Source organism: Kosakonia sp. PSU_27, from assembly GCF_039409795.1.
Classification (GTDB): domain Bacteria; phylum Pseudomonadota; class Gammaproteobacteria; order Enterobacterales; family Enterobacteriaceae; genus Kosakonia.
Genome location: NZ_JBCIVK010000003.1, coordinates 612,848 through 637,315 on the forward strand (window position 1 = coordinate 612,848; position 24,468 = coordinate 637,315).

Here is a 24,468-nt window from a genome sequence, read left to right on the forward strand (position 1 = left end):
TATTGCCGGATAAAATGCGAGCGGGGCGAAAGAGCACTCACAGAGATTTCAGGGAGCCCGTGTGCGGCAGAACCGTGTCGTAAAACAGCCCAGGTCGTTTAAACAACTGCAGCGCTATTTTGTTCCGGCTCAGGTGGTCAACCTTTGCTTTGTGATCGTGATGGTGTGCTCGACGATCCTGACGTGGCGTGAAGTCATTGTGCTGCAGGGGGCTTATGTCGCCAGCCAGCGTAGCGCGCTGGAAAACGTCAGTAATGCGCTGGATATGCAGTTTCAGGTCGGTGTGGACCGGTTGCTCTTTTTCCGAAATGGGATGCAGGCCGCCCTGCAAACGCCGTTGGGATTTGAAGCGTTAAATTCCGTGCAGGGCGAATTTGATCGTAAACGTGCCTTACCGTACTGGCAGATTGGGCTGGATAACAGCCGGACGCTGCCCATTTACGGTGTTTCCGATGCTTTGGTTGAACAGAGCGAGCTGCTGCGTCGCGACGAGGAGCTGTTGCACAACGAACTCACGGCGGCAATGGAACTTGGCTACCTGTTTCGCCTCTCCTCTGAGGCCTCTATGTTGCCGCGTCAGGCTTATTATTTCTCACGTGCGGGCTTTTTCCTCTCCACGCGCGCTGTTGAGCATGAGCAGGACATTATTTCTACCTATTACCGCTTATTAACGCGCCCCTGGTTTAGCAGCCAACAGCTGCAGAAAAACCGCGCGCGTGGGGTTCGCTGGTTCACGTTTTTTACCAACTCAGAAAGCAACAGCTTTGTTGCCGCCAGTGTGCCGCTTGATTATGAATACTATTGGTACGGTGTACTGGTCATGAGTTTCCCGTTGAGTGCGATTAAGCCGTTACTGGTTGGCGTACAACTCCAGCAGGATGGCGGCGAGTATCAGCTTTACGATAACCATTTCCGGCTGCTGACCAGTACGCAACCGCAACAAAATGCCAGCGGCGAGTTTAATCAGGATGAGATCGCTAAGCTACAAGCAGACATGACACGCGATACCGTCGGTGGCCTGCATCTGGGCACCCGTTATGTGAGCTGGCAAAAACTTAAACATTTTGGTGGCGTGCTGGTGCGCATTCACTCTTTGCAGGAAGGCCTCTCCGGGGATTTCGGGCGTATCAGCATTGCGCTCTCGCTGTTGTGGGTGTTGTTTACCGGCATGCTGCTTTTTTCCTGGGTGGTCATCCGCAGAATGGTGACCAACTTGTATAGCATGCAACACACGCTGCAATGGCAGGCGTGGTTCGACCCGCTGACGCGCCTTTATAATCGGGGCTCGTTTTTTGAGCAGGCGAAAGTGTTATCTGAAGAAGCGCGGGTTCAGCGACGGCCGTTCTCAATCATTCAGCTTGATATTGACCATTTTAAGGGCGTCAATGACCAGTTCGGCCATCAGGCTGGTGATTTGGTACTATCCCACGCCGCCGGGCTTATCAGCAGTTCCCTCAGAGAGCAGGATGTTGCCGGGCGCGTCGGCGGCGAGGAGTTCTGTATTTTATTACCGGACAGCACACTTGAGCAGGCGGTACAGGTTGCCGAGCACATCCGTTCGCGCATTGAAAGTAAAGAGATCCTGATCCACAAGCGTACGACTTTGCGCATCACGGTTTCCCTCGGCGTCTGCGATGCGCAGGAAAACGGCAATTACGATTTTGAATATCTGCAATCCGTCGCCGATAGCCGCTTATACCGGGCGAAAAACAGTGGTCGCAATCAGGTCTGTTCAGTGGATGTGATGCCAAAGAGGTGATCCAGACCTTCACGCCAGCCCGCTGCTCCCTCTTGTTGCGTGTGATAAACCCGTGGCGGGCTATCCTGACGCAGCGTTACTCCCTGACGATTAAGGCCTTTTACCACCACGGCGTAGTCAACGTTATCAAGTAGCGGCGCATCGTTTGGCCCATCACCCAGCCCGACCGTGACAGCGCGTTTACCCCGGTAATGGCGATATTGCCGGGTCAGCCAGTTTACGGCCTGATCTTTTCCACAGCGCTCATCCAGCACATGCCAGAAACGGGCTCCCTGAACAACACGTAAGCCCAGTTGCGCCAGCGCATCATCAAAGGCGGCCATGTGTTCATCGCTGTCGCGCCAGATCAGGGTTTCAGAGGCTTCCTGCAACTTAGCGAGAGTAGCCTGCGCAGGCGTAAGGCCTGTTAACTCTGCCAGCACATGTTCATCCAGCTCTGTAAAGGTTGTGAATTTCCAGCCATTGCTCAGGCGTAATTGAGTCAGCACACGGGCGATTTCCGCATGGGGGGAACCCGTAATAATCCGTGGGTAGTCATCGTGATCTTGCCAGTGTTCATCTAACTGAATCACCGCGCCGTTTTCGGCAATAAAAGGCAGACCTTGCAGTTGCAGCATGTTTTGCACAGCGATCATTTCTGCCGCGGTTTTGCTGCTACAGAGGATCACCGGTATCTGGCGCTGGCGCAGGCGCGCAAGCCACCCGGCAGCGGGTTGCCATTCACCGGTGTGGCTATCCAGCAGCGTTCCTTCTATGTCAGAAAAGATCAGTAACGGGTCGTCCAGGCTCGGCATAGTGAGCTCCTTTGGCAGTATGAGTCGGGAGACTTTTGTCGCGCATTGTATGCAGTAGAATACAGATGTATCTGCTAATTCATTGATTTATAGTTATTTCTTGTCATGTGGACGTTTTATCTATAAAGTTGTCCCCACATCAGATTCCCTGGTGTACGAATTTTAAGTGCTTCTTGCGAGAGCAAGTTTGTCCCGGCCGTTTCGGCGGCCGGGATGTTTTCTTCAGCGATTCGCCTCCGTAATACTGAAGTCATGCACGTCCAGTTCAAATGCTTCCGCCAGTTCCCGCCAGGTATGATATTCCCGACCATCCACGCTCACGCGCTGGCCATCTTCGTCGTCGACACGATGCACTTCGCTTTCGCTGATTTCGTTAATCGCAGCCAGCAGGGCATCAACATCGATATGCACGTCCCGCTTTGCGGTCTCGCTGTACTCTTTGACTGTTTTCACGCCGTCACCTCCTTCATAAATGCAGTGTTAAGTATAGTCGGTAGAAAAAATCGCCAGCTAAACGCAGGCACGCTGTCAGGGCTGCGGTTTTGTTCTACACTGGCGTAAATGCGAGAGGAGGGTACTTATGAAAGTTAACGATCGGGTTACGGTCAAAACGGACGGGGGTCCACGCCGTCCGGGGGTGGTATTGGCTGTCGAAGCGTTTAATGAAGGTACGATGTACCTGGTCTCACTGGAAGATTACCCGCTCGGGATTTGGTTCTTTAACGAAAAAGACCACCCGGACGGCGTATTTGTAGAACGTGCAGATTAATATTTCGCCCTCCGCCTGGAGGGTGAATAAATAAAAAATATCCTCAACGCATATTAACAAATATACCAGTGGTAACATTATCTGTTAGCCGCACTACATGATATATAACCTGTTTATTATGCGTTTTAATTTTTCTTTTAATATTACCCTTATGTGATGATACCGTTTTCGCTTTAATATTCATCTGATCGGAGATTTGAATCGTATCCTGCCCGGACATCCACATTCTCAACATGCTTGACTCGGTACGACTTAGTGAAAGTGTTGGTAAGTTAATGGTCCCAACGCTTTTTTTCTCTTTGTTGAGACAATCTCCCAGAATATTATCCAGCGACTCAGGCTTGATTGATTTAGAACTAATCAATAAGTTTTTGCGAACCAAAAGATATTCATCAAAGTGGATATTGGCGATAGCCATAAACACAATAAAAAGTGTACGGGGATGCTGATTAATGACTTGCTTAATGTGTTGACTGCTGTTTGGGTCATGAATAAAGCAGTCCTCATTAATAAACACCACGGTTGGCTGGAGTGTGGCGCAAGCTGATTCGAGTTCATCAACTGTCTGGATGTCGTTGATATCTCGCTTTTTAACCCCCCGGCTTGTCAGATACCCTGTTAATCCCAACCGGGTATAACTGCATAAATCCATAATAATCGTTGACATGGCATACCCTCACTCAATGCGTAACGATAATTCACCACCCGCCAGAAGCTTCAGAAGCCATACAGGAAAAACTTATATTACTGAAGTACGACGCGAAACTTCAGGCGAACCCACTATCCCGTAAAGTTAGGTATAATTTGCCAGGAATCATCTTAAAGTAAAGTAAATGTTGCGTTATGTGAGAAGGCTAAAAACAAATAAGCCGCGCCAGATATATGGTGGGGGATGTTTTTCAAATTTAACTTTAGGAATATCCTCAGAAAGGCATTACTAAAGTCAGGGATTACTATTCTGTGGAAGTTCGCTAACAATATCAGCTAACAGATTGAAAATCTCACTGAATAATCGCTCACAATAAGGGGCGATTAACGGCATCATTGCCGCCATCAGTAAAATCCCAACGCTTAACGTAACGGGAAAACCAATCACGAACACCGACAATTGCGGTGCCATGCGGTTCAGTAAACCAAGGGAAAGGTTAATGGTCAGCAGCAATGTGATAACCGGTAACGCCAGCATCAACCCATTGAGGAAGATCATGCCTGCCGCACGCGTCAGCGCCAGGTACGCATTGCTGTTTACCGGATTACCGCCAATCGGCAGGGTGTGGAAGGTATCGACCAGCATCGAGATTAACCACAAATGCCCGTTAAACGTGAGGAACAGCAGCAGCGCCAGCATATCGAGGATGCGCGCCAGCACCGGCATGTTTAAGTGGCTGGTGGGGTCGACAAAGGTGGCGAAAGAGAGGCCCATTTGCAGGCCAATCAGCTCACCGGCGGTACGAATGGTCGCAAAGGCGAACTGCATCGTAAAACCGAGCGCGACGCCAATCAGGATCTGCTGTAGCGCCAGCCAAAGCGCCGCCGGGGCGAATACCGGTACATCCGGCGTTGGCGGCAAGGTGGGGGCGATAACGATGGTAATCACAATCCCCAGCCCCACTTTTATCCGGCGCGGAATACGCGATTCGCTGAGGATCGGCGCGGTCATAATTAACGCCATCACGCGCAGCAGTGGCCAGAAATACATACTGATCCAATGCAGCCACTGATCGCTGGTGACGTTCAACATAAGTCGGCTTACCCGATGATATAAGGAATGTTGTTGAACAGGGTGCGCATGTAATCAAGCAGTAAATTCAGCATCCACGGCCCGGCAACCACAATCGTGACAAACACGGCGATGATTTTCGGGATAAAGGAGAGCGTCATTTCGTTGATCTGTGTCGCCGCCTGCAAAATACTGATAATCAGGCCCGTGACCAGCGCAACCAGCAGCAGTGGGGCAGCGAGCGCGAGTGCGACTTTCATCGCCTCGGTGCCCATCATCATGACCGATTCTGGTGTCATGGCTTACTCCTAACTGTAAAAGCTCTGGGCGAGCGAGCTGACCAGTAACTGCCAGCCATCCACGAGCACGAACAGCATCAGTTTGAACGGCAGGGCAATGGTTGCGGGCGGTACCATCATCATCCCGAGCGCCATCAGAACGCTGGCGATCACCAGATCGATAATCAGGAACGGAATAAAGATTGTAAAACCAATCTGGAATGCGGTTTTCAGCTCGCTGGTGACATAAGCGGGCAACAGAATGCGCATCGATACGGCTTCCGGCCCCTGAATTGGCGGGCTATTAGAGAGACGGGCAAACAGCGCCAAATCGGCTTCGCGCGTCTGGCGCAGCATAAATTCGCGCAGCGGTTGTGCGCCGCGTTCCAGCGCCACATCGACGGAGATTTTATTCTCGCTAAACGGCTGATAGGCGTCGGTATAAATCTTGTCGATCACCGGCGACATAATAAAAAAGGTCAAAAACAGCGCCAGCCCAAGCAGCACCTGGTTTGGCGGCGCAGACGGTGTTCCCAGCGCGTTTCGCAGCAGGCCGAACACAATGATGATGCGGGTAAAGCTGGTCATCATCAGCAAAATGGCGGGCAGGAAGGTGAGCGAGGTAATAAATACCAGCGTCTGCACTGGCAGCGACCAGCTCTGGCCGCCACCGGCTATCGGCTGGCTAATCAAACCCGGAAGTTGTGCAAATGCCGCAGGGGCAACCAGCCATAATCCGGCCAGCGCAAAAGAGAACAAACGGCGCATCAGGATCTCCCAGAACGCTTAAGCAAATTCTTCATCACGGTCTGGAAATCCACATTTTTCACGTTCACGTCTTCACTTTCTGCGGGTGCGGGAGGAAGTTTGTGCAACAGATTGATGTTGGTGGGCGTAACGCCCAGCACCAGGCGTGCATCCTCAACATCCACGATCACCACGCGTTCACGCGGGCCAACCGTGGTGCTGGCGGTCACTTTTAAACCCCGGCCGCTGGCGGTTTTGCCGCCGAGGCCAAGGCGTTTGGCGAGCCACGCGATAATCAGAATTAACGCGATCATGCCAAACAGCGCGCCACTGACCTGCAACAGTGGCGAACCGGAAAGGGCAGACGGTTGGGAAACCGTGGCCTGTGTTTTCATGCTCGACTCAGCGGCTCAAACGACGCATACGCTCGGAAGGGGTGATGATATCGGTGATACGTACGCCGTATTTATCCGCAACGACCACCACTTCACCCTGAGCAATCAGATAACCGTTGATCAGGATATCCAGCGGTTCGCCCGCCAGCCCGTCAAGTGCCACCACGGAACCCTGCGTCAAACGCAGCAGCTCTTTAATTGTCATACGCGTACGACCCAGTTCCACGGTCAGTTTGACCGGGATATCCATAATCAGGTCGATATCCTGGAGAGTGCCGCCAACATCACCACCGCCGAGCTGCTGGAATACGGCATCGGCCGCGCTTTTCGTCGCGGGAGTGGTTTTTTGTTCGTTCAACGCGTCAGCCCACAGATCGTCCAGTGCTCCGCTGTTCTCATCGGACGGATTGTTCATATCACTCATTTGGGCTGTTCCTCATTCAGCGAATTCAAAATCGGGTTTATCAAGTGCTCTACACGTAACGCATATTGTCCGTTGACCGTACCATACTGGCTCGTTAGCACCGGTACGCCGTCCACATGAGCGATAATGCGATCGGGTTTATCAATCGGCAGCACATCGCCGGGTTGGAGCTTAAGTATCTGCGACAGGCGCAGGGGAATATCCGCGAAATTGGCAATCAAATTCAGTTCAGAGTGCTGAACCTGACGCACCAGGTTGTCACGCCAGTTCTGGTCTTCACTGCGTGAGTTTTCCAGCGGCGGGTTGACCAGCATTTCGCGCAGCGGTTCTATCATGCTGAAAGGCAGACAGATATTGAACTCACCCGTCAGGTTGCCGATCTCAACATGGAACGGCGTATTGACGACGATATCGTTCGGCGATGTCGTAATGTTGGTAAATTTGACCTGCATTTCCGAACGCACATACTCCACGTCCAGCGGGTTAATCGCCTTCCACGCATCGCTATAGGCTTCGAGCGCCAGCTTCAGCATGCGGTTAATGACGCGCTGTTCAGTGTGCGTAAATTCACGGCCTTCCACTTTCGTTGGAAAACGCCCGTCGCCACCGAACAAGTTATCCACGGCGATAAACACCAGGCTTGGCGAGAAAACAAACAGGCCGGTGCCGCGCAGGGGTTTCAGGTGGATCAAGTTAAGGTTGGTCGGAACGGGTAAGTTACGCGCAAACTCGTGATAGGGCTGAATGCGGATCGCGCCAACGGTGATATCCGGGCTACGACGCAGCAAGTTAAACAACCCCATACGGAACTGACGCGCAAAACGCTCGTTGATGATCTCCAGCGCTTGCAGACGCTCACGCACCACGCGGCGCTGGGTATTGGGGTCATAGGGGCGAATATCGCTATCGCCACCCATACCCGGTTGCGGATCATCGCTCTTATCGCTGTCTCCGTTGAGCAGCGCATCGATTTCGGCCTGAGAAAGAATGCTATCGCCCATGTCTTTACCGCAAAATGAAAGCTGTATAAAGAACGTCAGTGACTTCCTGCTTCGGCTGTCCTGGCACTAACGGCGTTGCGATCGTCTCTTTAATCGCGGTAGCAAGGTTCTGCTTGCCTTCGTTGGTTGCAAGCTGTGCTGCGTCCTGACGTGAGAACAACATCAACAAGCGGCTGCGTACTTCCGGCAGATATTCGCTAAGTCTGGCGCGCGTAGCGTCATCTTTCAGACGCAGTGTGATACCGACATACAACACACGGTCAGCATCGCCCAGATTCACTGTAAAGGTGTCGAGAGCGAAGAAAACCGGCGCTGGCGGAGGAGGCGCTTCCACTTTTGCGCTAGCCGCAGGTTTCTGTTGCATACGCCAGTAACTATAGCCAGCGGTGGCGCAAGCTGCGAGTGTGATTAACACCAGCAGCGGGATCCAGATAGAGCGCTTACGTTTTTTGTTAATAGCGGAGTCAGTCATCTGTTACGGGCTTCCTGTTAGTACTGCTTATGAGCTGATTATCCCGTGTCCTGCTCCCGTCAAAGCGCGGAAAAGACGGGGATAATCATGCTACCTCTGGCGTTTAGGCAAAGATGTCGACTGCGCCGTTACCGCGAGCCGCAGATTGCAGGCTTGCCGGGGCGACTAACGCGTCGCCATCATCCGCGCCAAACAGATCGCCTGCGCCCGAACGTGAAGCCTGTTGCTGCTGTTGAGAGGCCTGCTGTTGCTGCTGCTGACCGGCAAAAGACTCGCTGCTGATATTGCTCTGACCCAGCTGAATGCCGTTTTCTGCAAGCGAGGTACGCAACATCGGCAGCGCCGCTTCCAGTGCCTGGCGAACATGGCTGTGCGCTGAAACCATCTGCAACTGCGCCTGGTTATCTTCGAGTTTAATAGAAATCTGAACCTGACCCAGATCTTCCGGGTGCAGACGCAGCTCCGCGCTCTGCTGGCCCTGGCGGGTAAAGAGCGTGACATGCTGGCTGATATTCTGCTGCCACTCATGGCTGCCCAGCGGGGCACTGATCACCGGTGCGGCAACAGGCGTGCTGGCCTGGGCGGCACTGGCGGTAGTCGTCACCGGTGCGATGCTGGCCGTGGTATTGGTGGTTTGCAGCGCGTTGTCATTATCTTTCTTCACCGCCGCAGAAGAGGAGGCGAGCACCGCCGTCTGCTGGGCATCATCCGCTACATGGAACGGCGTGGTGCTGGCAGGGCTGTCATTTTTCGCGCTGCCGCGCGGTAAATCGGTATCTGTCGTCAGTGAACTGGTATTCAGTGCGCGGTTTGCTGCTTTGGCCACATCAATACCGCTTGTCGCGGTAGCCGGTTGGGCGCTGGCGTTGTTTAACTGCGCAGCTTGTTGATGCGGAAGCATCGCCATCAGCGCGCTTAAACCAGCCAGCTCTTCATCATTTAAATCGGTTTTGTTTTCGCTGTCAGTGGCTTTAGCCGTTTTGCTTAACGCGGCCAGCACATCGGTTTTCGCCGCAGGTGTGAGGCCAGAAAACAGTTTTTGCACGTCAGCGTCGCTTGCCGCTGAGGCAATCACATCGCTTTTCGCGCTCTGGCGCGCCAGCAGTTCCGCCAGTTTTTGCGCCGGTGTTTGTGCCTGCGTCTCTTCGCCGGTAGCTGCGGTTGCCGCCAGGTTGCCTTTCGCCAGCTTGCCGCTCAGGGCGGCGGCCTGCAGATCGGCAAGCGTAATCGGCGCATCGCTCTCCTGTCCCTGGCCGCCGGTCATTGCACCCGTCAGCAGAGCGAGGAAGTCTTGTGCAGAATCGCCGCCGCTTTTGCCGGCTTGTACACCGGTGGTGGCATCGGATTCTGTCATTAACAGTTTTGACAAGTTGATCATTCTATTTTCCTCAGGGACGCGCGCTGTGCAAATTCATCCATTTTTTTCTGATCGAGACGGTTTTCCGCCAGTAACGCCGCGGCGCTTTGTCGGTCCTGCAAGGTTTGCCAGGCTTGTAAACGTTGTTTCTTTTCACGCCAGCTACCCAGGGCACTATCGACTTTTTCATTCCACTGCGCTAACTGCTGACGGTGCTGCTCAATCGCTTTTTCCAGCGTCTGAATAAATTGCTGATAATTCTGCCAGCGTTGGTTATCAATCCCCTGGCTCATGTTGTTATTCAGACTGCTGCGATACTCATGCTGATATTCAATCAGCATTTTTAATTGCTCTTCCGCTTGCTGGCAGCCGCGACGCATCTCACCCAGTTTCAGTGCGGCGTCGTCAACTTCTTTCTCTGCCAAATCCTTTAGCGTCGTTAATGCGCTGTTTTGCGTCATAAGTCAGCTCTCCACTACCTTAGACTGTCGGGAAGATCAGCTCTAATGCCTGCATTGAATCTTCCCACCCGGCACGTTCAAAAATGCCCTGCTGCAGGAAGGCTTCCAGGTGTGGCCACAATGCGATGGCTTTATCCAGCATTGGGTCGCTACCGCGCGCATACGCGCCAACGCTAACCAGATCGCGGTTACGCTGGAAGCTCGACAGCAACTGCTTAAAGTTCCGGACTCTGGCGTAATGTTGTTCCGTAATTAACGCTGTCATCGCACGGCTGATAGAGGCTTCAATGTCAATGGCCGGGTAGTGACCGGCTTCCGCCAGGCGGCGGGACAAGACAATGTGCCCATCAAGAATGGCGCGTGCGGAGTCAGCGATCGGATCCTGCTGGTCATCCCCTTCGGTCAGAACGGTATAAAACGCGGTGATCGAACCGCCGCCGTGAATACCGTTCCCCGCGCGTTCCACCAGCGCCGGTAATTTGGCGAAGACAGAAGGGGGATAACCTTTCGTCGCTGGCGGTTCGCCAATTGCCAGCGCGATTTCACGCTGCGCCATGGCATAACGCGTCAGGGAGTCCATGATCAGAAGCACATGCTGACCGCGGTCGCGGAAATCTTCAGCAATGCGCGTCGCGTACGCAGCGCCCTGCATACGCAATAAAGGAGAAACGTCTGCCGGGGCGGCAATCACCACCGAACGTGCGCGGCCTTCTGCGCCAAGGATGTTCTCGATAAAATCTTTTACTTCGCGGCCACGTTCACCAATCAGCCCGACGACAATAACGTCGGCCTGGGTATAACGGGCCATCATGCCTAACAGCACGCTTTTACCGACGCCGGAACCGGCGAACAGACCCATACGCTGACCACGACCGACGGTCAGCAGGGCGTTAATGGCGCGTACGCCGGTATCCAGCACATGCTCAATCGGCGTACGTTGTAAGGGGTTAAACGGCTGCGTGACCAGTGCGCCGGTCTCACCGGTTTCCGGTGCAGGCAGACCGTCGAGCGGCTTGCCGCCGCCATCCAGCACGCGGCCAAGCAGGGCAGGGCCGAGCGGCAGCTGTTTACCGCTTTGCAAACCATCACCTAACACGCTGCGGGCATAAACGCGCGCGCCAGGCAAAATACCTTCAACTTCTTCCAGCGGCATTAAAAACAGGCGCTGGCCGTTGAAGCCAACCACTTCACATTCGACTTCGCGCGTTTCGACACCGTCCTGACGCTCAATAATGCAGGTCGCGCCCAGCGGCAATTGCAGGCCGGTGGCTTCCAGCACCAGCCCGGTCGCGCGGGTCAGCCGACCATAACGGCGCACAGCGGGCAGCTGCGCCATTTTGACTTCAAAGTTATCCAGCGTCGTTAGCCAGCGGGTCAAACGTGCGGTCATTAAACTACTCCCGGCGCCGCCAGACGGCACAGTTCCTGCCAGCGTGTTGCTACGCTGGCGTCGAGATCGCCTTCATCGGCGGACACTTTGCACCCGCCCGGATGCAGGGTCGGATCGCCACGCAAACGCCAGCCGTGCAGGCTGAGGGTTGCGCCAAGCATCTCTTCCACGCGCTGCAAATCGTCCGGATGCACGCGCAATTGCGGTTTCCCGCTGAACAGCGGCTCCTGCTGGATTAAATGCTGGATCTGCTTGATCAGCGCGCTGTTATCAACAACCGGCACCTGGCCTAACACCTGGCGCGCGGCTTCCAGCGCCATCTGCATCAGACGCGAGGCGATAACGCTGTCCAGCGCATCCAGCGTGTACTGGAATTCGCTGACCAGCTGCTGCATACGCGCATGGATTGGCGCCTGTTGCTGGCGCGCCTGGTTGAGACCATCTTCGCGCCCCTGCGCCAGACCTTCCTGGTAGCCGACGTCGTGACCCGCTTTGCGGCCTTCCGCCAGACCGGCGTTATACCCGGCGTCGTGCGCCTGCATCTGGATCTGCGCTAACTGCTGCTGCAGCTTTTGCTCTTCTGATATCTCATCTTCTTCGCCGTCCGCTTCAGCGGCTGACGACGACTCTTTCGTCAGCAGGGGAGCGAACTCGGCGGCCAGCGGGAGGGCCAGATCGTCCGGCTTCCAGACTTTCCACGGCAATTCATTAGACATAGGTATCCTCGCCGCTGCCAATTACCATCTCGCCGGTCTCCGCCAGACGGCGAACGATGAGCAGGATAGCTTTCTGTTCGTTTTCCACCTGAGACAGACGCACCGGCCCACGGTTGGCCAGGTCGTCGCGCAGAATATCTGCCGCACGTTGCGACATGTTGCGCAGGAACTTCTCGCGCAGCGGTTGCTCGGCACCTTTGAGGGCAACCAGCAGGGATTCGGAATCCACTTCCTGCAGCAGGCGCTGGATGCTGCGGTCGTCCACATCCACCAGGTTTTCGAACAGGAACATCTCGTCGATAATTTTCTGCGCCAGCTCGCCGTCGAACTCGCGAACGGCGGTAATAACGGCTTCTTCCTGCTGCGTTTTCATCAGGTTGATAATTTCCGCCGCGGTTCTCACGCCGCCCATTTTGCTGCGCTTGAGGTTCTGGCCGTCGAGCAGGTTGTTCAGCACTTCGGTCAGTTCCGCCAGTGCGGCAGGCTGTACGCCGCCGAAAGTGGCGATACGCAGCATCACATCGTGGCGCATACGCTCATCAAACAGCGCAAGGATATCCGCCGCCTGAGAACGTTTGAGGTGCACAAGGATAGTGGCGATGATCTGCGGGTGTTCGTCGCGGATAAGGTCGGCGGCGCTCTGCGGCTCCATAAAGTTGAGCGTTTCGATGCCGCTGGTGGTATCGCGCGTTTCGAGGATATCTTCCAGCAGGCTGGAGGCACGCTCTTCGCCGAGGGCTTTGACCAGCACCGAACGCAGGTAATCGTTGGCGTTGATGTTCAGCGCCGCGAATTGTTCCGCTTCGTTCTCGAACTCCTGCAATACGTCCATCAGCTGTTTGTTGGAGATCTGACGTACGCTGGCCATCGCGGTACTCAAGTGCTGGACTTCGCGGGCGGAGAGGTGTTTGAACACCTCAGCCGCGCGATCTTCGCCAATGGTCATCAGCAGGATGACGCTTTTGTCCGTTCCGGAAAGATTATTGCTCATGTTCGTTACTCATCCACTGGCGAATGACCAGCGCCACGACGCGCGGATCGTTATCTGACATTTCGCGAATACGCTGGCTCATCACCTCGGCGCTCAGGCGCTGGTTAGAGCGACGCTGCTGGTTCTGTTCGTCTTTGCTGAGGCGAACTTCCACCGATTCTTCGATTTCCGCTTTGGCTTGTTGCGCTTCCTGCAAGGCTTTCGCCTCTTCCTGGCGGCGTACCAGCTGCGGACGTACGGCTTTACGCCACAGCAGCCACGCCACGATGAGCACCAGCAACCAGCGACCTGCGGACATCAGCTGATCGATAAACGACTGCTGTTGCCAGAACGGGAGCTGACCACCAACATCATCCGTTGCGTTGAACGGCGAGTTGACGACGTTCAGGGTGTCACCGCGTTTCTCGGTGTAACCCATCGCTTCGCGAGTCAAATCTTCAATCTGTTTAATCTGGTCGGCTGTCAGCGCGGCGGTTTTGCCACCCGGCAGCGAACGATAGTTGACCACCACCGCAACAGAGAGGCGCTCGATATCGCCGACATTCATTTTGGTGTGGCGGATCGTACGGTCGACTTCGTAGTTATTGGTTTCGTTATGCGTGGTGTTACGCGGCCCGGTGGTGGTGGTGTTAGCCGTGCTCGTGCCTTGCTGGCCCTGCGCATTTTGATTCTGCTGACCGTTCTGCTGATTAGCCGGTGTGGTAATCGGCGCGGTATTCGCCGGAGCAGGCTGGTTCGACAGCGCACCCGGAACGCCGCCAGGATACTGGCCGCCAATCTGCTCGCTGCTATTTACCTGACGTGAACGCAGCACAGCCTGTGACGGATCGCCGCCGTTTGGCGTGTATTGCTCTTCCGTCTGCTCTTTATTCGCAAAATCGAGTTTCGCCGTTACCTGCGCGTGAACGTTGCCGTTACCCACGATAGGGCCAAGGATCGCTTCGATACGGCGCTGGATACGGCCTTCAACGTCGGCGGTGTATTTCAGTTGTGCATCATTCAGGTCACGACCGGCAACGCCGGATTGGGTCAGCAGACGACCGCCCTGATCGACAACGGTCACGTTGCCCGGCGGTAAACCTGCCACCGCGCTGGAAACGAGGTGTACGACGGCGCTGATCTGGCCATCATCCAGCGCGCGTCCCGGTTGCAAATTCACCGTCACGGATGCGGAAGGGGCTTTCTGCTCGCGCACGAACAGCGACGGTTTTGGCATCGCGAGGTGAACGCGGGCGCCTTTTACCGGACCGAGTGCTTCGATGGTGCGTGCCAGTTCGCCTTCCAGCGCACGCTGGTAGTTCACTTGTTCGCTGAACTGGCTGATACCAAATTTTTCCTGATCCAACAGTTCAAAACCGACAGCGCCGCCTTTCGGCAGACCCTGTTGAGCCAGTTTCAGGCGCAGCTCCTGGACTTTATCGGCGGGAACTTCAATAGCACCGCTACCGTCAGCAAAGCGGTAGGGGACGTTCATCTGCGTCAATTGGGTGACGATAGCGCCGCCGTCCTGATCGGACAGGTTGCTATAAAGCGTGCGGTAGTCCGGGCTTTTCGCCCACAGTACCATAGCAACAACAATGGCAACCGCTGCTGCAGCGGCCACCATAAGAGGAATTTTGGGGTTCGCGCGTAAGCGGTTAAGCCACTCAAGAGATTTATTCTGCGGTGCAGTTGTTGCAGTCGCACTCATTGCGCACCTCGTAACTCTGGGTGGATGTTGTTATTTGAGTTGAGAAACAAAACAGACTCCCGGGTCGGCAAACTCGACAAATGTCCATTAACTGGCAGTGTCATTATTTGATGAATCCGAATTTTCTATGCCTCAAATAACCTGGTTTTTTATCGCTATTTACCGCCATTATCCCATTGACAAGCTGTTAACCTTGTCAGGTATCAAACCATCCGGGGATTTACCATGGCTATACAGGGCATTGAAAGCGTCGTCAGTCAGCTGCAGGCAACTGCCGGGATTGCGCGTAATCAGAGCGTGGAAAGTGAACCGTCTATCAGCTTCGCCGGGCAACTGCATGCTGCGCTGGATCGCATTAGCGACACGCAAAACGCAGCGCGTACCCAGGCGGAAAAATTTACACTCGGTGAGCCGGGCGTAGCGCTGAACGACGTGATGACCGATTTGCAGAAATCATCGATTTCGTTGCAGATGGGCATTCAGGTACGTAACAAACTGGTTTCTGCATACCAGGACATTATGAACATGCAGGTGTAGTGAGTCTGACTCACGCATAACCACGAATAATGGGAAGATAACCACCTCGCTGGCGGTTATCTTCCCTTGTTTTGTGTTTCGCGCGCTTTCCCTCCTAATCCTTTTTGCACCCTCCCTGCCACTTTACGTGGGCACAGACGATCACATCGACCATAGCCGTTGCGGGTACAGTCATGCTTACCGTTTTCCACTGACGCTACCCGAAGGAGAGATGACGAATGTTTGCCCATATGAGAATCGCCCGGCCCGTAACTGACCTTGAACTGACCTGTCGTATGTATTGCGAGGCGCTGGAACTGCGCAAAATTGCGGATTTCACCGATCATGAGGGCTTCAGTGGCGTGATGGTAGGGCACCGCTCTGCGCCCTGGCACATCGAATTCACACTTTGTCATCACCATCCGGTTAAACCTGCTGCGACGGCAGAGGATTTACTGGTGCTTTATTACCCGGACGCTGATGAATGGGCTGCGCGCTGTGAAGCCATGCGCAAAGCCGGGTTTACAGAGGTCGTTTCGTTTAACCCTTACTGGGATATTTCAGGCAAGAGCTGGCAGGACAATGACGGCTACCGCGTGGTGTTGCAAAACAGGGCGTGGGTATCTGTCTGAGTTACGCTGGTTCCACGCAGGTGCTTTGCCATTACCATGAATTAATGGGTTTTATTTCCTTTTTTGCAAATATTTCTTGCGCTGAAATATCTGATTCTTTAGCTGATTTTATTATATTTACATAAAAATACCTTTTGTTTTTTTACACTGTAGTGCTTATTACACTGCGGTGAGGGATATGATGTACAGGAATACGCAACAGATTGATAATATCCTTATTGATCTTAATAAAGCAGTTGATGCGCATTATGATTGGTTAATCAATATGTTCGCCTGCGTGGTCAATAATAATATTGATCAGTCGGAAAGCATTAACGCACACTCGCACCACCTGTGCCATTTCGGTCGCTGGCTGGATGGCCACCAACCCATGAATCAGGAGGAATCCAGCTGCCTGCAGGCAATTGATGCGACACACACGAAAATGCATAACTGCGGCCGTGAATTGATGTGTGTGATTAGGGATAAAAAAACAAATACTGATAAATTTTCAGAGTTTAAGCATCGTCTTGCGTTATTTTCCGCAGCGGTGACCGCCTATAAAACGTATTTATTAAAGCTGCGCGGTGGCGTTGATATATTAACCGGGCTGCCAGGTCGCAGGATGCTGGATGAAAGGTTTGAACAGCAACTGAAAGAAGTATCAGACCGGAAGATGTATATGTTGCTGCTTGATATCGATCGTTTTAAAGATGTGAATGACACCTACGGGCATCTGGTCGGTGATGGCGTTTTACGCGAGCTGGCGCAGCAACTGCGCGATCGGATCCGTGGGGGCGACACTGCCTACCGCTACGGCGGTGAGGAGTTCATTATTATTCTGTATGCGCCTTCGGACAGAGAGGCGTGCATGGCGGCGCTGCGCCTGCGTGAGTCGGTTGCAGCGTCAGCCATTCACTGTGACGATAAAGCGCTTAACATTACGGTGACCATCGGTGTGACTCAGGCATGGGATGGCGAGTCTATTGGCATCGTCGTGAAAAGAGCCGATGCGGCGATGTATCGGGGAAAACAGACCGGGCGCAACCGCTGTATGTTTATGGATGAAGGCGGTGAGATTCACCTTATTACCCATTAATATTCCATTATCCCTGGTGCGATTTGTTTTATATCGCGTTCAATACTATCAGCAAGGGTTCTGTTATTAACGGCGGTTGAGTCTATTTTCAATCATAATAAAAAAGCCCTGCAAAGGGCTTTTTTGGAGCAGGAAAACACCAGGCGAATTACAGGTTCTGGTAGCAGTCTTCCAGACCGGTATAGTAAGAAGAGTTAACCAGCGCTTGTTTAAGCGCACGCCGATTCTGGCTGTCAAAAAAGGCATAATTAATTTTACCCGCCAGCGCCAGGCCCGTCGGGCGCATCATATGATACGTGTTATCACCTGAGCCAATTTTCGGCGCAACATAATTTTTAAGCAGATCATTGCCCTGCAGATCGAAACTCTCGTTAATGCCGAGTGATTTATGATAAATCACTTGTAATAACAAACTTAGATTATAGTTATCCGGGTGGCTTACCGTTGAGTAGCAATCCGGATTAGCGGAAAGTGTGCGGAAATACTCTTCTGAATAATCGAAATAAAGCTTGCCCCGTTGAAATAATGTGCGGTATTTCAACGCATCTTCTTTAAGCATATTGGTTTGTTTTTCACTGGAAAAACTCACGGAATGGTACGCTTCCACCACGTTTTGAATACTCACATTGGTGAGATAAAGATGCAGCATGCGGTAATCGACGTAGACCATAAAATCAGGGATTTTATCTGTATAGTACCCGAGCTGCGGCGTTGAAACGCGGGATTCCATGGTCGGTAGCATGGTGATATCGAAGAATTGTCTTAAGGCCGCTGTTGAAAACGGTCCCCATTTTTCTGCATGATGCTGCATAAAAATGAAATCACACTGTTCTAATTCGTGATAGAAGTTAATAGTTTATTATTTTCGTTAAGTTTATAAATAGGCATATTGAAAATACCGTCGAACTTCCCTTCATGCAGCCCGCTGACGTTCATTATCAAATTTCCCAGAACTTCAAGTTGGCAATTACCAATTAATGCTAATTTCATTTTATAAACGCCCCCAGGCTAATGCATTCCGTTGTAATTACAGCGGCTAATTTTATCGTTAGCCTGGGGGCGGAGTACAGGTAAAACCCTATTTTTGTATCAAATACCGGATCGTCGGCCCATCTTGCTGAATATCCAGCACGGTATAGCCGTGATTACGCGCATCCAGCGGAATATTGTTAATGGATTGCGGGCAGTCGCTTATCACTTCCAGGATCTCGCCTTTTTTTAACTGCGGCATCGCTTCAAGCGTCGCAACAGCCGGGTAAGGGCAGGGCTCGCCGCTCATATCAAGACGGTAATCGGGCACGATGTTCATGCAGTCTCCTTAACGGTAGTCGCCGTGTTAGCGCGGCGGAAGAAGCGTTTTTCCCAGCCGACGACAAACAAGAAGGCGGCGAGCAACAAAAGATAAGTGACCAGCAGGCCACCCAGCGGACCGAAGGTTTTCAACAGGTTGATTTTGTCCCAGCTGGTGGCCAGCGCAGGGGATAAATCATCCCAGTAATAGGCGAGGATCGTTGAGCCAATCACGTTACCCAGCCCAACCCACCAGTAGTGTACCTGGCCTTCAACCGCGCGGTACATCCAGCCGGTTTCACAGCCGCCTGCCAGTACAATACCAAAGCCGAACAGCAAGCCGCCGATCACCGCATTCGGACCCGCCCACATAATTTTGGCTTCCATGCCCAGCTGGACATAGCTAAAGATACCGATAGCGCTGGCAGCCATTCCGAAAATAATCGCTTTCGCCATCATCGTGCGCCCGGTGATCCACATATCGCGGAAGGCCGAGGTAAAACAGATTTGCGCACGTTCGATAAGCAGACCAAAACCCACACCAAACAGCATTGCCAGGCCTAATTTGGGCTGGTTCATTGCCGTCAGCAGCGCCCAACCCACCATGCCGGCGAACACCAGCATGCCGATACGAAAACGACGTTTTGCCTGCGCGGGTTTTTGCGTCAGCGGTGAGGCGGCTGAGACTTTTTGCATTTTAACCGGGATGCGAAACAGCGGCAGCAACGTGAAGCGTGCGCCAAACCATGACCCAATGGCGGTGGCGACGGCAAAAAACCACGCGTGTAACGAGAACTGCGGAATACCGGTAAAGAAGGCGGCGAGGTTACAGCCCATCGCCAGACGTGCGCCGAAACCGGCAATCATCCCGCCGATAATGGCCTGCATGATGCGGATACGGCTGTGCGGCAAACGCAGCTTGACGTTGTTCGCCCACAGCGCGGCGGCGAAACAGCCGCCGAACATGCCGATGATCATCATGCCATCAATACGGGTGAGCGGCGTGCCGTCAAGGTGGATCAATTTGAAGTAGCCCCACTCTTCGGTATGTACACCTGCCAGTTGCAATAACTGACCGCCCCAGCGGGTAAACTCGCCGGTAACCGCCCAGAACGTGCCGGTGATACCAAAATAGTAAGTGGAGAGGATGCCCGCAGCGATAACCGCCGGGACGGGAGACCAGAACTTAATCAGAAAGCGGTCTTTGAACTGTTGCCATGACATAGAAATGAGCCTCTGAACTCAGAAGGAACGGGTAATGCAAAAGAACCCCGGATAATACACGGGCGGGATGGCAAGCTAACGTAAAAAAGGCGAAAAACCTGGTACAGATCAAACTTGCAGGCGGTGGGGGAAAGGGTGGCGATGATAATGCTTTAATGCCACAATATTTTTTTCTTCGCGAGCAGGATAAATAATGAAAAAGCGAGTGATTATTGGCGCGGCGATGCTGCTGAGCGGCTGCGTTCAGGTGGATAATTACGATGCGGTGGTGAAACAGCCCGCACCGGCAGGGCTGGCGGGTTACTGGCAATCTTCCGGGCCGCAAAGCAGCCTGGTGAGCCCGGAAGCCATCGCCAGCCTTATCGTGACAAAAGAGGGTGATACACTCGATTGCCGCCAGTGGCAGCGCGTGATTGCCGTTCCGGGCAAGCTGATGCGTAATGGCGACAAGCTGTATAACGTGACGCAAAAACGCGACATTTACCGCCTTGAGCGCGAAGGTAATACGCTGGAGTTTGATGGTCTGACATTGCAACGCGTCGATAAACCCACGGTTGAATGCCAGGACGCTTTAACAAAATCCGGGCTGAACATTACGCACTAAATGGCACGCCGGGCCTGCATGTTACGTTGCCCGGCGCAATTTTATAGCGCATCTTCAATGACCCACACGCTGACGCTACCCCCATGGCAGGTGAATGTTCCTTCACCATGTTCATCGGTGGTGATCGTCTCCTCGCGGTTACCAAGAAAATCCCGCCACACTTTACTGGCGTAGTTCTCCCCCAGCATCAACTGTTTTTCTCCCTCGTCGCCATTGGACATCACCACCACGCAACCCGGCTCACATTCGGTGCCGCTGCGGCTAAAGGCAATGCAGTTAGGATGATCAAACCACAGGGTTTGCACGCCGTGGGCGAAACGCTGGCGGGCGAGAATTAACCGTTCGAGATTTTCAATGACTGGCATATCGACGTGGTAGGTTTCGCCATCGCCGCCGGTATCGTCGTAGCTTGCGCCAAACAAATCCGGGTAAAAGACTGACGGCACGCCATTTTCACGCAGCAGGATCAGCGCATAGGCCAGCGGTTTAAACCAGGCTTCGACCGGCGCTTCCAGGGCTTGCAGGGGTTGCGTGTCGTGGTTGGCAACCAGCGTTACGGCGTGAAACGGATCGGCTTCCACCAGGGTTCCGTCGAAGATCTGGCGCATATCGTAATCGCGTCCCTGTTGCGAGGCTTCGTGAAATTTCATATGCAGCGGCGCGTCAAAGAGCATCGTTTTGCCCTCAACCTGGCCGATATACTGCTGCAGCTTTTCCACTTCATGGGACCAGTATTCCGCGACGATAAACAGCGGCCCGGGCGCGACTTCCTGCACATGCTCGATCCACTCTTTATAGAACCAGGCCGGAATGTGTTTCACCGCGTCCAGACGAAAACCGTCGCAGTGAGTCTGTTCCATTACCCAACGCGCCCAGTATTTGATCTCTTCCGTCACCGCATGGTTACGAAAATCGATATTGGCGCCCATCAGGTAGTCGAAGTTGCCCAGCTCGTCGTCGACCTGGTCGTTCCAGCCGTCGCCGGTATAGTCGTTAACGATTTTAAATACGCCGTATTCGTCAGGATTTTCAATATGATCGACGCCGCTAAAACATTTGTAATCCCAGATAAATCGCGAATATTTCCCGGCGCGGGCAGGGAAGGTGAAGCGCGTCCAGGCTTCACATGCAACAACCTCGTCGTCAATTTGCGTGCGATCCTGTTGATTGACCCGGTTCACGCGTACCGCTTCTTTTTCATCGGCACCCATTTTGTGGTTTACCACCACATCCAGCAGCACGGCGATACCGTTCGCCTGCAGCGCGTCAATGGCGGCGAGCAGTTGCGCTTTATCCCCGTATTTGGTGGCGACGCTACCTTTCTGATCAAACTCACCGAGATCGAATAAATCGTAGCTGTCATAACCCACCGACTGGTCGCCTGCGGCACCTTTGTACGCCGGTGGAAGCCAGACCATATTGATCCCCATGTCGTTCAGCGCACCTGCGCGCGCGCGAAGTTCCGGCCAGAGTGCGCCGCCATCAGGGGAGTACCAGTGAAACGTTTGCAACAGGGTGGGGTTTTTCATCTTCCATGCTCCAGAGTGAGACGCTGGAAGTATGGCTGAGATTTCAGAAACGACGAACCGCTACGCACATAGTGGCGTGGGAATTTGTATTGCGAGATAAGAACGGGAAGAGGGGGGAAGGCGAAAACCGTAGCGGGTGATGGACTGTTCCTGTATCACCCGCCGGGCATGAGATTAGATCTCGTTGGGGAATAAAATGTTTCCAGAGAGACGTCCATATGTCGAATGTAGGTTATGTTGTCGGGATGTCTGTCCAACCAATGTCCGCAGCTCGTCCATTCGCTGGCTTAACAGTTCTTTGAGTGAAACTTCATTTTCCAGAATTTGCTGTAGCAACGGGCGAATTTGCGCCTGCATTTGAGGCGCGACTTCACTCATATCCTGGAACTGTGTCAGTTTCTCCACAGCGGTAATGTATTTCAACTCGTGCTCAATGAGTTCGTCCCAACGCCCTTCCTTCGCGAGGTTAAGCATGGTGCGGCTGGTGACCAACAGCTGCTGATAGTGGTGGAGCAACCCGAAATTTGCTTCCATTAGTAAGTGTCCCGCGCGTTTTGATTATTGGGGCCAATCTCTTTCCAGGCATCAGCAATGTTGTTGAGCAACGTTGAAACTTCATCAATGGCGGAGAGGTCATTGTGGAGATTAGCCTGTAAAAGACGTCGTGTCATATAGTCATAAAGACTGTCCAGGTTTGCGGCGATCTCGCCACCGACTTCGTGGTCGAGACCGGCACGCAAACCGTTGGTAATGATATTAATAGCCTTTGAAAGCGCCTGTCCTTTACCGGGAATATCTCCCTGCTCAATCAGGATCGCAGCCCTTTTCATGGCGCTTAACGCGCCATCAAAAAGCAGTACCACAAGTTGATGCGGGCTGGCGCTCAGGACGGCGCTTTCCACGCCGACCTGAGCATAAGCCTGAGTTCCCGATTTCGTATACATTTCAAACCTCAACGAATACTTTATTAATTGGTCTTGTTAAATTGCTGGGTCAAATAGTTACCGGTTGATTCCAGTGACGAGACCAGCGTACTTAAACTTGTAAATTGCGCTTTATAACGAGCCATGGTTGCGGTGATCTGGTCGTTAACCCGGTCATACTGCTCAGACAGCTTTTTCAGCGTCTTGTTAATCCCATCGGTTGCATTCTGCACGGTGCCGTCAGTACCGAGGAAATCGTCCAGCAGATTGCTGGCCTGCGTCGCAAAACCTGTGGTTTTGCCATCACCGGTCAGGAAGGAGATCACGTCAGTTGATTTTTCCGTCAGCGCTTTGTCGAGCTTGGTGCTGTCAACGGTCAGTTTGCCGGAGACATCCTGGGTAATACCCAGCTGCGACAGGATATTGTAGCTGCCGGTATTGCTCTGAGAAGAGGAGAGCAGCGAGCGCAGACGCGTCTGAATGTTACGCAGCGTACCGTCACCCAGCAGATCGCCGTTAGAGTTGTCCTGAGACGTACTGCCCTGATCCACTTTCGTGTATTTTGTCTGGTTGGCAATGGTCGTTTGCAGGGAGTTATAAGCATCGACAAACGCCTGCACCGCCGCAGTCATTGGCGCATTATCTTTGGTTACCGCCAGCGTTTCCGGGCTGCCGATATTGGTCTTGTTCAGCGTCAGCGTTACGCCTTCCGGCGCATCGGTGATGGTGTTACTGCTACGCGTGATCGCCACGCCGTTGATCTTCAGGTTGGCGTCAGCAGCGGCAACCTGCTGCGTCATGGTATTGCTGGCGCTGCCGGCATTGCTTGAATCATAACTAACGTACTTGGCTAATTCGGTATCATTAGTGGTGATCGTCATCTGGTTGGTGGTACCGCTATCGCGCGAGGTCAGCGCCAGATAGTAGCTGCTGTCATCGGCTTTAATGATACTTGCGGTCACACTTCCTGCTTTCGCGTTGATCGCATCACGGATATCCGCCAGGCTGGTCTTATCGCTTGCCAGCGTAACGGTCAGCGGATCTTTTTGACCCGGTTGGGTGATCGTAATGGTACGCGAGCTCAGGCTGCTATCACCTAAATCCGTATCTTTACTTGCCGCTTTCGGGCTGAGCAGCGACTGCGCTGCTGCCAGCGACGTCACTTCAATAGAATATGCTCCCGCCGTTGCACTGGTCGCCAGGGAGGCGGTAAACGCCGTGTTAGTGCTGGAAACTTTGGCCGATGCAATTTTGGAAGTATCTTTCAGCGCATTGGCCGCTGTTTGCAGCTTGGTCAGCGACGTCTGAACGATGCCCCAGGCAGTGAGTTTTGCTTTATACGATGTCTGCTGAGTGGTAATTGGCGTCAGCCTGGTCTCTTCGGCCGTCTGCAGCTGGCTATACAGCGTACTGAGCGACGAACTTAAGCTGGTGCCTGCTCCGATAGAACTAATAGTTGCCATTTCTTTATCCTTCAGTTTTAGACAATCACTGTGGGGATTATCGGCAGCGACTGCGAAAAGATTAGAGGGTTTTTTTTAAAACAATGGCGGAATAAAGATAAAGAATAGCGGGCAGTTTGCGGCTTTAAAAAAATGATCTTTTTTTCTAAAGGTTGCTCAGAGGCGGTCGATAATCAGGTTAGCGGTGAGAAAACCGTAGGCAGATGCCTGAATCTGATAACTTTTTATTACTGAAGGATAATTAT

At 53.1% G+C, this 24,468-nt stretch carries 29 protein-coding genes; 6 read left to right on the forward strand and 23 right to left on the reverse strand.

All coding sequences use genetic code 11. From position 1 onward, the window contains the following. Positions 1-61: 61 nt before the first annotated feature. Positions 62-1,759, forward strand: coding sequence for a cellulose biosynthesis regulator diguanylate cyclase DgcQ (gene dgcQ / locus AAIG26_RS09820; RefSeq protein ID WP_020454205.1), 1,698 nt, complete (start codon positions 62-64; stop codon positions 1,757-1,759). On the opposite strand, the gene AAIG26_RS09825 is transcribed toward dgcQ, so the two are convergent. Next, complete coding sequence (locus AAIG26_RS09825) at positions 1,723-2,553, reverse strand: mannosyl-3-phosphoglycerate phosphatase-related protein (RefSeq protein ID WP_343180624.1); 831 nt, start codon at positions 2,551-2,553, stop codon at positions 1,723-1,725. The two genes, dgcQ and AAIG26_RS09825, sit on opposite strands and share 37 nt — an antisense overlap. A 222-nt stretch (positions 2,554-2,775) precedes the next feature. After that, positions 2,776-3,006, reverse strand: coding sequence for a YodD family peroxide/acid resistance protein (gene yodD / locus AAIG26_RS09830; RefSeq protein ID WP_017458383.1), 231 nt, complete (start codon positions 3,004-3,006; stop codon positions 2,776-2,778). Between the two features lie 127 nt (positions 3,007-3,133). Between yodD and dsrB the strand changes: the two genes are divergently transcribed. Then, positions 3,134-3,322 (forward strand): protein DsrB, encoded by a 189-nt coding sequence (gene dsrB, locus AAIG26_RS09835; protein WP_017458382.1) that lies wholly within the window; start codon positions 3,134-3,136, stop codon positions 3,320-3,322. Positions 3,323-3,365: 43 nt separating this feature from the next. Here dsrB and rcsA read toward each other — a convergent pair whose 3' ends face one another. The 14 genes from rcsA to fliF form a co-directional block, all read right to left on the reverse strand. Then, the gene (gene rcsA, locus AAIG26_RS09840) at positions 3,366-3,989 is read right to left on the reverse strand and encodes a transcriptional regulator RcsA (protein ID WP_343180626.1); all 624 of its coding nucleotides are present in this window, start codon (positions 3,987-3,989) and stop codon (positions 3,366-3,368) included. Positions 3,990-4,265: 276 nt separating this feature from the next. Continuing rightward, positions 4,266-5,063, reverse strand: coding sequence for a flagellar biosynthetic protein FliR (gene fliR, locus AAIG26_RS09845; protein WP_017458380.1), 798 nt, complete (start codon positions 5,061-5,063; stop codon positions 4,266-4,268). Positions 5,064-5,071: 8 nt separating this feature from the next. After that, positions 5,072-5,341 carry a flagellar biosynthesis protein FliQ gene (fliQ, locus tag AAIG26_RS09850; RefSeq protein ID WP_269230762.1) on the reverse strand — a complete coding sequence of 90 codons (270 nt, stop codon included), beginning with the start codon at positions 5,339-5,341 and terminating at the stop codon, positions 5,072-5,074. Positions 5,342-5,350: 9 nt separating this feature from the next. Continuing rightward, a complete protein-coding gene (gene fliP / locus AAIG26_RS09855) occupies positions 5,351-6,088 on the reverse strand; it encodes a flagellar type III secretion system pore protein FliP (RefSeq protein WP_017458378.1) in 738 nt (245 codons plus the stop codon). Continuing rightward, positions 6,088-6,462, reverse strand: coding sequence for a flagellar biosynthetic protein FliO (gene fliO / locus AAIG26_RS09860; protein ID WP_017458377.1), 375 nt, complete (start codon positions 6,460-6,462; stop codon positions 6,088-6,090). Before fliO ends, fliP begins: the two co-directional genes overlap by 1 nt. A gap of 7 nt (positions 6,463-6,469) precedes the next feature. Continuing rightward, the gene (gene fliN / locus AAIG26_RS09865) at positions 6,470-6,886 is read right to left on the reverse strand and encodes a flagellar motor switch protein FliN (protein ID WP_020454200.1); all 417 of its coding nucleotides are present in this window, start codon (positions 6,884-6,886) and stop codon (positions 6,470-6,472) included. Then, on the reverse strand, positions 6,883-7,887 hold the full coding sequence (gene fliM / locus AAIG26_RS09870; RefSeq protein ID WP_020454199.1) for a flagellar motor switch protein FliM: 1,005 nt from the start codon (positions 7,885-7,887) through the stop codon (positions 6,883-6,885). Before fliM ends, fliN begins: the two co-directional genes overlap by 4 nt. Before the next feature lie 4 nt (positions 7,888-7,891). Then, a complete protein-coding gene (gene fliL, locus AAIG26_RS09875; protein WP_020454198.1) occupies positions 7,892-8,359 on the reverse strand; it encodes a flagellar basal body-associated protein FliL in 468 nt (155 codons plus the stop codon). Between the two features lie 103 nt (positions 8,360-8,462). Next, complete coding sequence (gene fliK / locus AAIG26_RS09880) at positions 8,463-9,737, reverse strand: flagellar hook length control protein FliK (RefSeq protein WP_097405731.1); 1,275 nt, start codon at positions 9,735-9,737, stop codon at positions 8,463-8,465. Next, complete coding sequence (fliJ, locus tag AAIG26_RS09885) at positions 9,734-10,177, reverse strand: flagellar export protein FliJ (protein WP_017458372.1); 444 nt, start codon at positions 10,175-10,177, stop codon at positions 9,734-9,736. Before fliJ ends, fliK begins: the two co-directional genes overlap by 4 nt. A gap of 19 nt (positions 10,178-10,196) precedes the next feature. Next, positions 10,197-11,567, reverse strand: coding sequence for a flagellar protein export ATPase FliI (fliI, locus tag AAIG26_RS09890; RefSeq protein ID WP_020454196.1), 1,371 nt, complete (start codon positions 11,565-11,567; stop codon positions 10,197-10,199). Continuing rightward, positions 11,567-12,283, reverse strand: coding sequence for a flagellar assembly protein FliH (fliH, locus tag AAIG26_RS09895; protein WP_020454195.1), 717 nt, complete (start codon positions 12,281-12,283; stop codon positions 11,567-11,569). Before fliH ends, fliI begins: the two co-directional genes overlap by 1 nt. Beyond that, positions 12,276-13,274, reverse strand: a complete 999-nt coding sequence (gene fliG, locus AAIG26_RS09900) for a flagellar motor switch protein FliG (RefSeq protein WP_020454194.1) — start codon at positions 13,272-13,274, stop codon at positions 12,276-12,278. The genes fliH and fliG overlap by 8 nt, the downstream gene beginning before the upstream one ends. Next, the gene (fliF, locus tag AAIG26_RS09905) at positions 13,264-14,964 is read right to left on the reverse strand and encodes a flagellar basal-body MS-ring/collar protein FliF (protein WP_020454193.1); all 1,701 of its coding nucleotides are present in this window, start codon (positions 14,962-14,964) and stop codon (positions 13,264-13,266) included. Before fliF ends, fliG begins: the two co-directional genes overlap by 11 nt. A gap of 225 nt (positions 14,965-15,189) precedes the next feature. Here fliF and fliE point away from each other — a divergent pair, with 225 nt between their 5' ends. The 3 genes from fliE (at position 15,190) to AAIG26_RS09920 (ending at position 17,190) form a co-directional block, all read left to right on the forward strand. After that, positions 15,190-15,501 (forward strand): flagellar hook-basal body complex protein FliE, encoded by a 312-nt coding sequence (gene fliE / locus AAIG26_RS09910; protein WP_017458367.1) that lies wholly within the window; start codon positions 15,190-15,192, stop codon positions 15,499-15,501. A 218-nt stretch (positions 15,502-15,719) separates the two neighbouring features. Further along, positions 15,720-16,112, forward strand: a complete 393-nt coding sequence (locus AAIG26_RS09915; protein ID WP_160269628.1) for a VOC family protein — start codon at positions 15,720-15,722, stop codon at positions 16,110-16,112. Between the two features lie 181 nt (positions 16,113-16,293). Continuing rightward, positions 16,294-17,190 (forward strand): diguanylate cyclase, encoded by an 897-nt coding sequence (locus tag AAIG26_RS09920; protein ID WP_343180647.1) that lies wholly within the window; start codon positions 16,294-16,296, stop codon positions 17,188-17,190. 148 nt (positions 17,191-17,338) lie between these two features. Here AAIG26_RS09920 and AAIG26_RS09925 read toward each other — a convergent pair whose 3' ends face one another. The 3 genes from AAIG26_RS09925 to yedE form a co-directional block, all read right to left on the reverse strand. After that, positions 17,339-18,001, reverse strand: a complete 663-nt coding sequence (locus AAIG26_RS09925) for a hypothetical protein (RefSeq protein WP_343180629.1) — start codon at positions 17,999-18,001, stop codon at positions 17,339-17,341. Positions 18,002-18,268: 267 nt separating this feature from the next. Continuing rightward, on the reverse strand, positions 18,269-18,499 hold the full coding sequence (gene yedF, locus AAIG26_RS09930) for a sulfurtransferase-like selenium metabolism protein YedF (RefSeq protein WP_020454189.1): 231 nt from the start codon (positions 18,497-18,499) through the stop codon (positions 18,269-18,271). Further along, a complete protein-coding gene (gene yedE / locus AAIG26_RS09935; RefSeq protein WP_097405734.1) occupies positions 18,496-19,704 on the reverse strand; it encodes a selenium metabolism membrane protein YedE/FdhT in 1,209 nt (402 codons plus the stop codon). The genes yedF and yedE overlap by 4 nt, the downstream gene beginning before the upstream one ends. A 193-nt stretch (positions 19,705-19,897) precedes the next feature. On the opposite strand from yedE, the gene yedD reads away from it, so the two are divergent. After that, positions 19,898-20,308 (forward strand): lipoprotein YedD, encoded by a 411-nt coding sequence (gene yedD, locus AAIG26_RS09940; RefSeq protein WP_045511224.1) that lies wholly within the window; start codon positions 19,898-19,900, stop codon positions 20,306-20,308. Positions 20,309-20,349: 41 nt separating this feature from the next. On the opposite strand, the gene amyA is transcribed toward yedD, so the two are convergent. The 4 genes from amyA to fliD all read right to left on the reverse strand — a co-directional run bounded on the left by amyA (position 20,350) and on the right by fliD (position 24,223). Beyond that, on the reverse strand, positions 20,350-21,837 hold the full coding sequence (amyA, locus tag AAIG26_RS09945) for an alpha-amylase (RefSeq protein ID WP_343180631.1): 1,488 nt from the start codon (positions 21,835-21,837) through the stop codon (positions 20,350-20,352). A gap of 174 nt (positions 21,838-22,011) precedes the next feature. After that, positions 22,012-22,371 carry a flagella biosynthesis regulatory protein FliT gene (fliT, locus tag AAIG26_RS09950; protein ID WP_020454185.1) on the reverse strand — a complete coding sequence of 120 codons (360 nt, stop codon included), beginning with the start codon at positions 22,369-22,371 and terminating at the stop codon, positions 22,012-22,014. Beyond that, positions 22,371-22,781, reverse strand: coding sequence for a flagellar export chaperone FliS (gene fliS, locus AAIG26_RS09955; protein WP_017458358.1), 411 nt, complete (start codon positions 22,779-22,781; stop codon positions 22,371-22,373). The genes fliT and fliS overlap by 1 nt, the downstream gene beginning before the upstream one ends. A gap of 23 nt (positions 22,782-22,804) precedes the next feature. Further along, on the reverse strand, positions 22,805-24,223 hold the full coding sequence (fliD, locus tag AAIG26_RS09960; RefSeq protein WP_343180632.1) for a flagellar filament capping protein FliD: 1,419 nt from the start codon (positions 24,221-24,223) through the stop codon (positions 22,805-22,807). Positions 24,224-24,468: the final 245 nt, after the last annotated feature.

What these genes read in the sequence shown, in the direction of transcription:
- AAIG26_RS09825 (WP_343180624.1), bottom strand. Translation starts at nt 2,553, where the DNA reads ATGCCGAGCCTGGACGACCCGTTACTGATCTTTTCTGACATAGAAGGA.
- dsrB (WP_017458382.1), top strand. Translation starts at nt 3,134, where the DNA reads ATGAAAGTTAACGATCGGGTTACGGTCAAAACGGACGGGGGTCCACGC.
- rcsA (WP_343180626.1), bottom strand. Translation starts at nt 3,989, where the DNA reads ATGTCAACGATTATTATGGATTTATGCAGTTATACCCGGTTGGGATTA.
- fliR (WP_017458380.1), bottom strand. Translation starts at nt 5,063, where the DNA reads ATGTTGAACGTCACCAGCGATCAGTGGCTGCATTGGATCAGTATGTAT.
- fliQ (WP_269230762.1), bottom strand. Translation starts at nt 5,341, where the DNA reads ATGACACCAGAATCGGTCATGATGATGGGCACCGAGGCGATGAAAGTC.
- fliP (WP_017458378.1), bottom strand. Translation starts at nt 6,088, where the DNA reads ATGCGCCGTTTGTTCTCTTTTGCGCTGGCCGGATTATGGCTGGTTGCC.
- fliO (WP_017458377.1), bottom strand. Translation starts at nt 6,462, where the DNA reads ATGAAAACACAGGCCACGGTTTCCCAACCGTCTGCCCTTTCCGGTTCG.
- fliN (WP_020454200.1), bottom strand. Translation starts at nt 6,886, where the DNA reads ATGAGTGATATGAACAATCCGTCCGATGAGAACAGCGGAGCACTGGAC.
- fliM (WP_020454199.1), bottom strand. Translation starts at nt 7,887, where the DNA reads ATGGGCGATAGCATTCTTTCTCAGGCCGAAATCGATGCGCTGCTCAAC.
- fliL (WP_020454198.1), bottom strand. Translation starts at nt 8,359, where the DNA reads ATGACTGACTCCGCTATTAACAAAAAACGTAAGCGCTCTATCTGGATC.
- fliK (WP_097405731.1), bottom strand. Translation starts at nt 9,737, where the DNA reads ATGATCAACTTGTCAAAACTGTTAATGACAGAATCCGATGCCACCACC.
- fliJ (WP_017458372.1), bottom strand. Translation starts at nt 10,177, where the DNA reads ATGACGCAAAACAGCGCATTAACGACGCTAAAGGATTTGGCAGAGAAA.
- fliI (WP_020454196.1), bottom strand. Translation starts at nt 11,567, where the DNA reads ATGACCGCACGTTTGACCCGCTGGCTAACGACGCTGGATAACTTTGAA.
- fliH (WP_020454195.1), bottom strand. Translation starts at nt 12,283, where the DNA reads ATGTCTAATGAATTGCCGTGGAAAGTCTGGAAGCCGGACGATCTGGCC.
- fliG (WP_020454194.1), bottom strand. Translation starts at nt 13,274, where the DNA reads ATGAGCAATAATCTTTCCGGAACGGACAAAAGCGTCATCCTGCTGATG.
- fliF (WP_020454193.1), bottom strand. Translation starts at nt 14,964, where the DNA reads ATGAGTGCGACTGCAACAACTGCACCGCAGAATAAATCTCTTGAGTGG.
- fliE (WP_017458367.1), top strand. Translation starts at nt 15,190, where the DNA reads ATGGCTATACAGGGCATTGAAAGCGTCGTCAGTCAGCTGCAGGCAACT.
- AAIG26_RS09915 (WP_160269628.1), top strand. Translation starts at nt 15,720, where the DNA reads ATGTTTGCCCATATGAGAATCGCCCGGCCCGTAACTGACCTTGAACTG.
- AAIG26_RS09920 (WP_343180647.1), top strand. Translation starts at nt 16,294, where the DNA reads ATGTACAGGAATACGCAACAGATTGATAATATCCTTATTGATCTTAAT.
- AAIG26_RS09925 (WP_343180629.1), bottom strand. Translation starts at nt 18,001, where the DNA reads ATGCAGCATCATGCAGAAAAATGGGGACCGTTTTCAACAGCGGCCTTA.
- yedF (WP_020454189.1), bottom strand. Translation starts at nt 18,499, where the DNA reads ATGAACATCGTGCCCGATTACCGTCTTGATATGAGCGGCGAGCCCTGC.
- yedE (WP_097405734.1), bottom strand. Translation starts at nt 19,704, where the DNA reads ATGTCATGGCAACAGTTCAAAGACCGCTTTCTGATTAAGTTCTGGTCT.
- yedD (WP_045511224.1), top strand. Translation starts at nt 19,898, where the DNA reads ATGAAAAAGCGAGTGATTATTGGCGCGGCGATGCTGCTGAGCGGCTGC.
- amyA (WP_343180631.1), bottom strand. Translation starts at nt 21,837, where the DNA reads ATGAAAAACCCCACCCTGTTGCAAACGTTTCACTGGTACTCCCCTGAT.
- fliT (WP_020454185.1), bottom strand. Translation starts at nt 22,371, where the DNA reads ATGGAAGCAAATTTCGGGTTGCTCCACCACTATCAGCAGCTGTTGGTC.
- fliS (WP_017458358.1), bottom strand. Translation starts at nt 22,781, where the DNA reads ATGTATACGAAATCGGGAACTCAGGCTTATGCTCAGGTCGGCGTGGAA.
- fliD (WP_343180632.1), bottom strand. Translation starts at nt 24,223, where the DNA reads ATGGCAACTATTAGTTCTATCGGAGCAGGCACCAGCTTAAGTTCGTCG.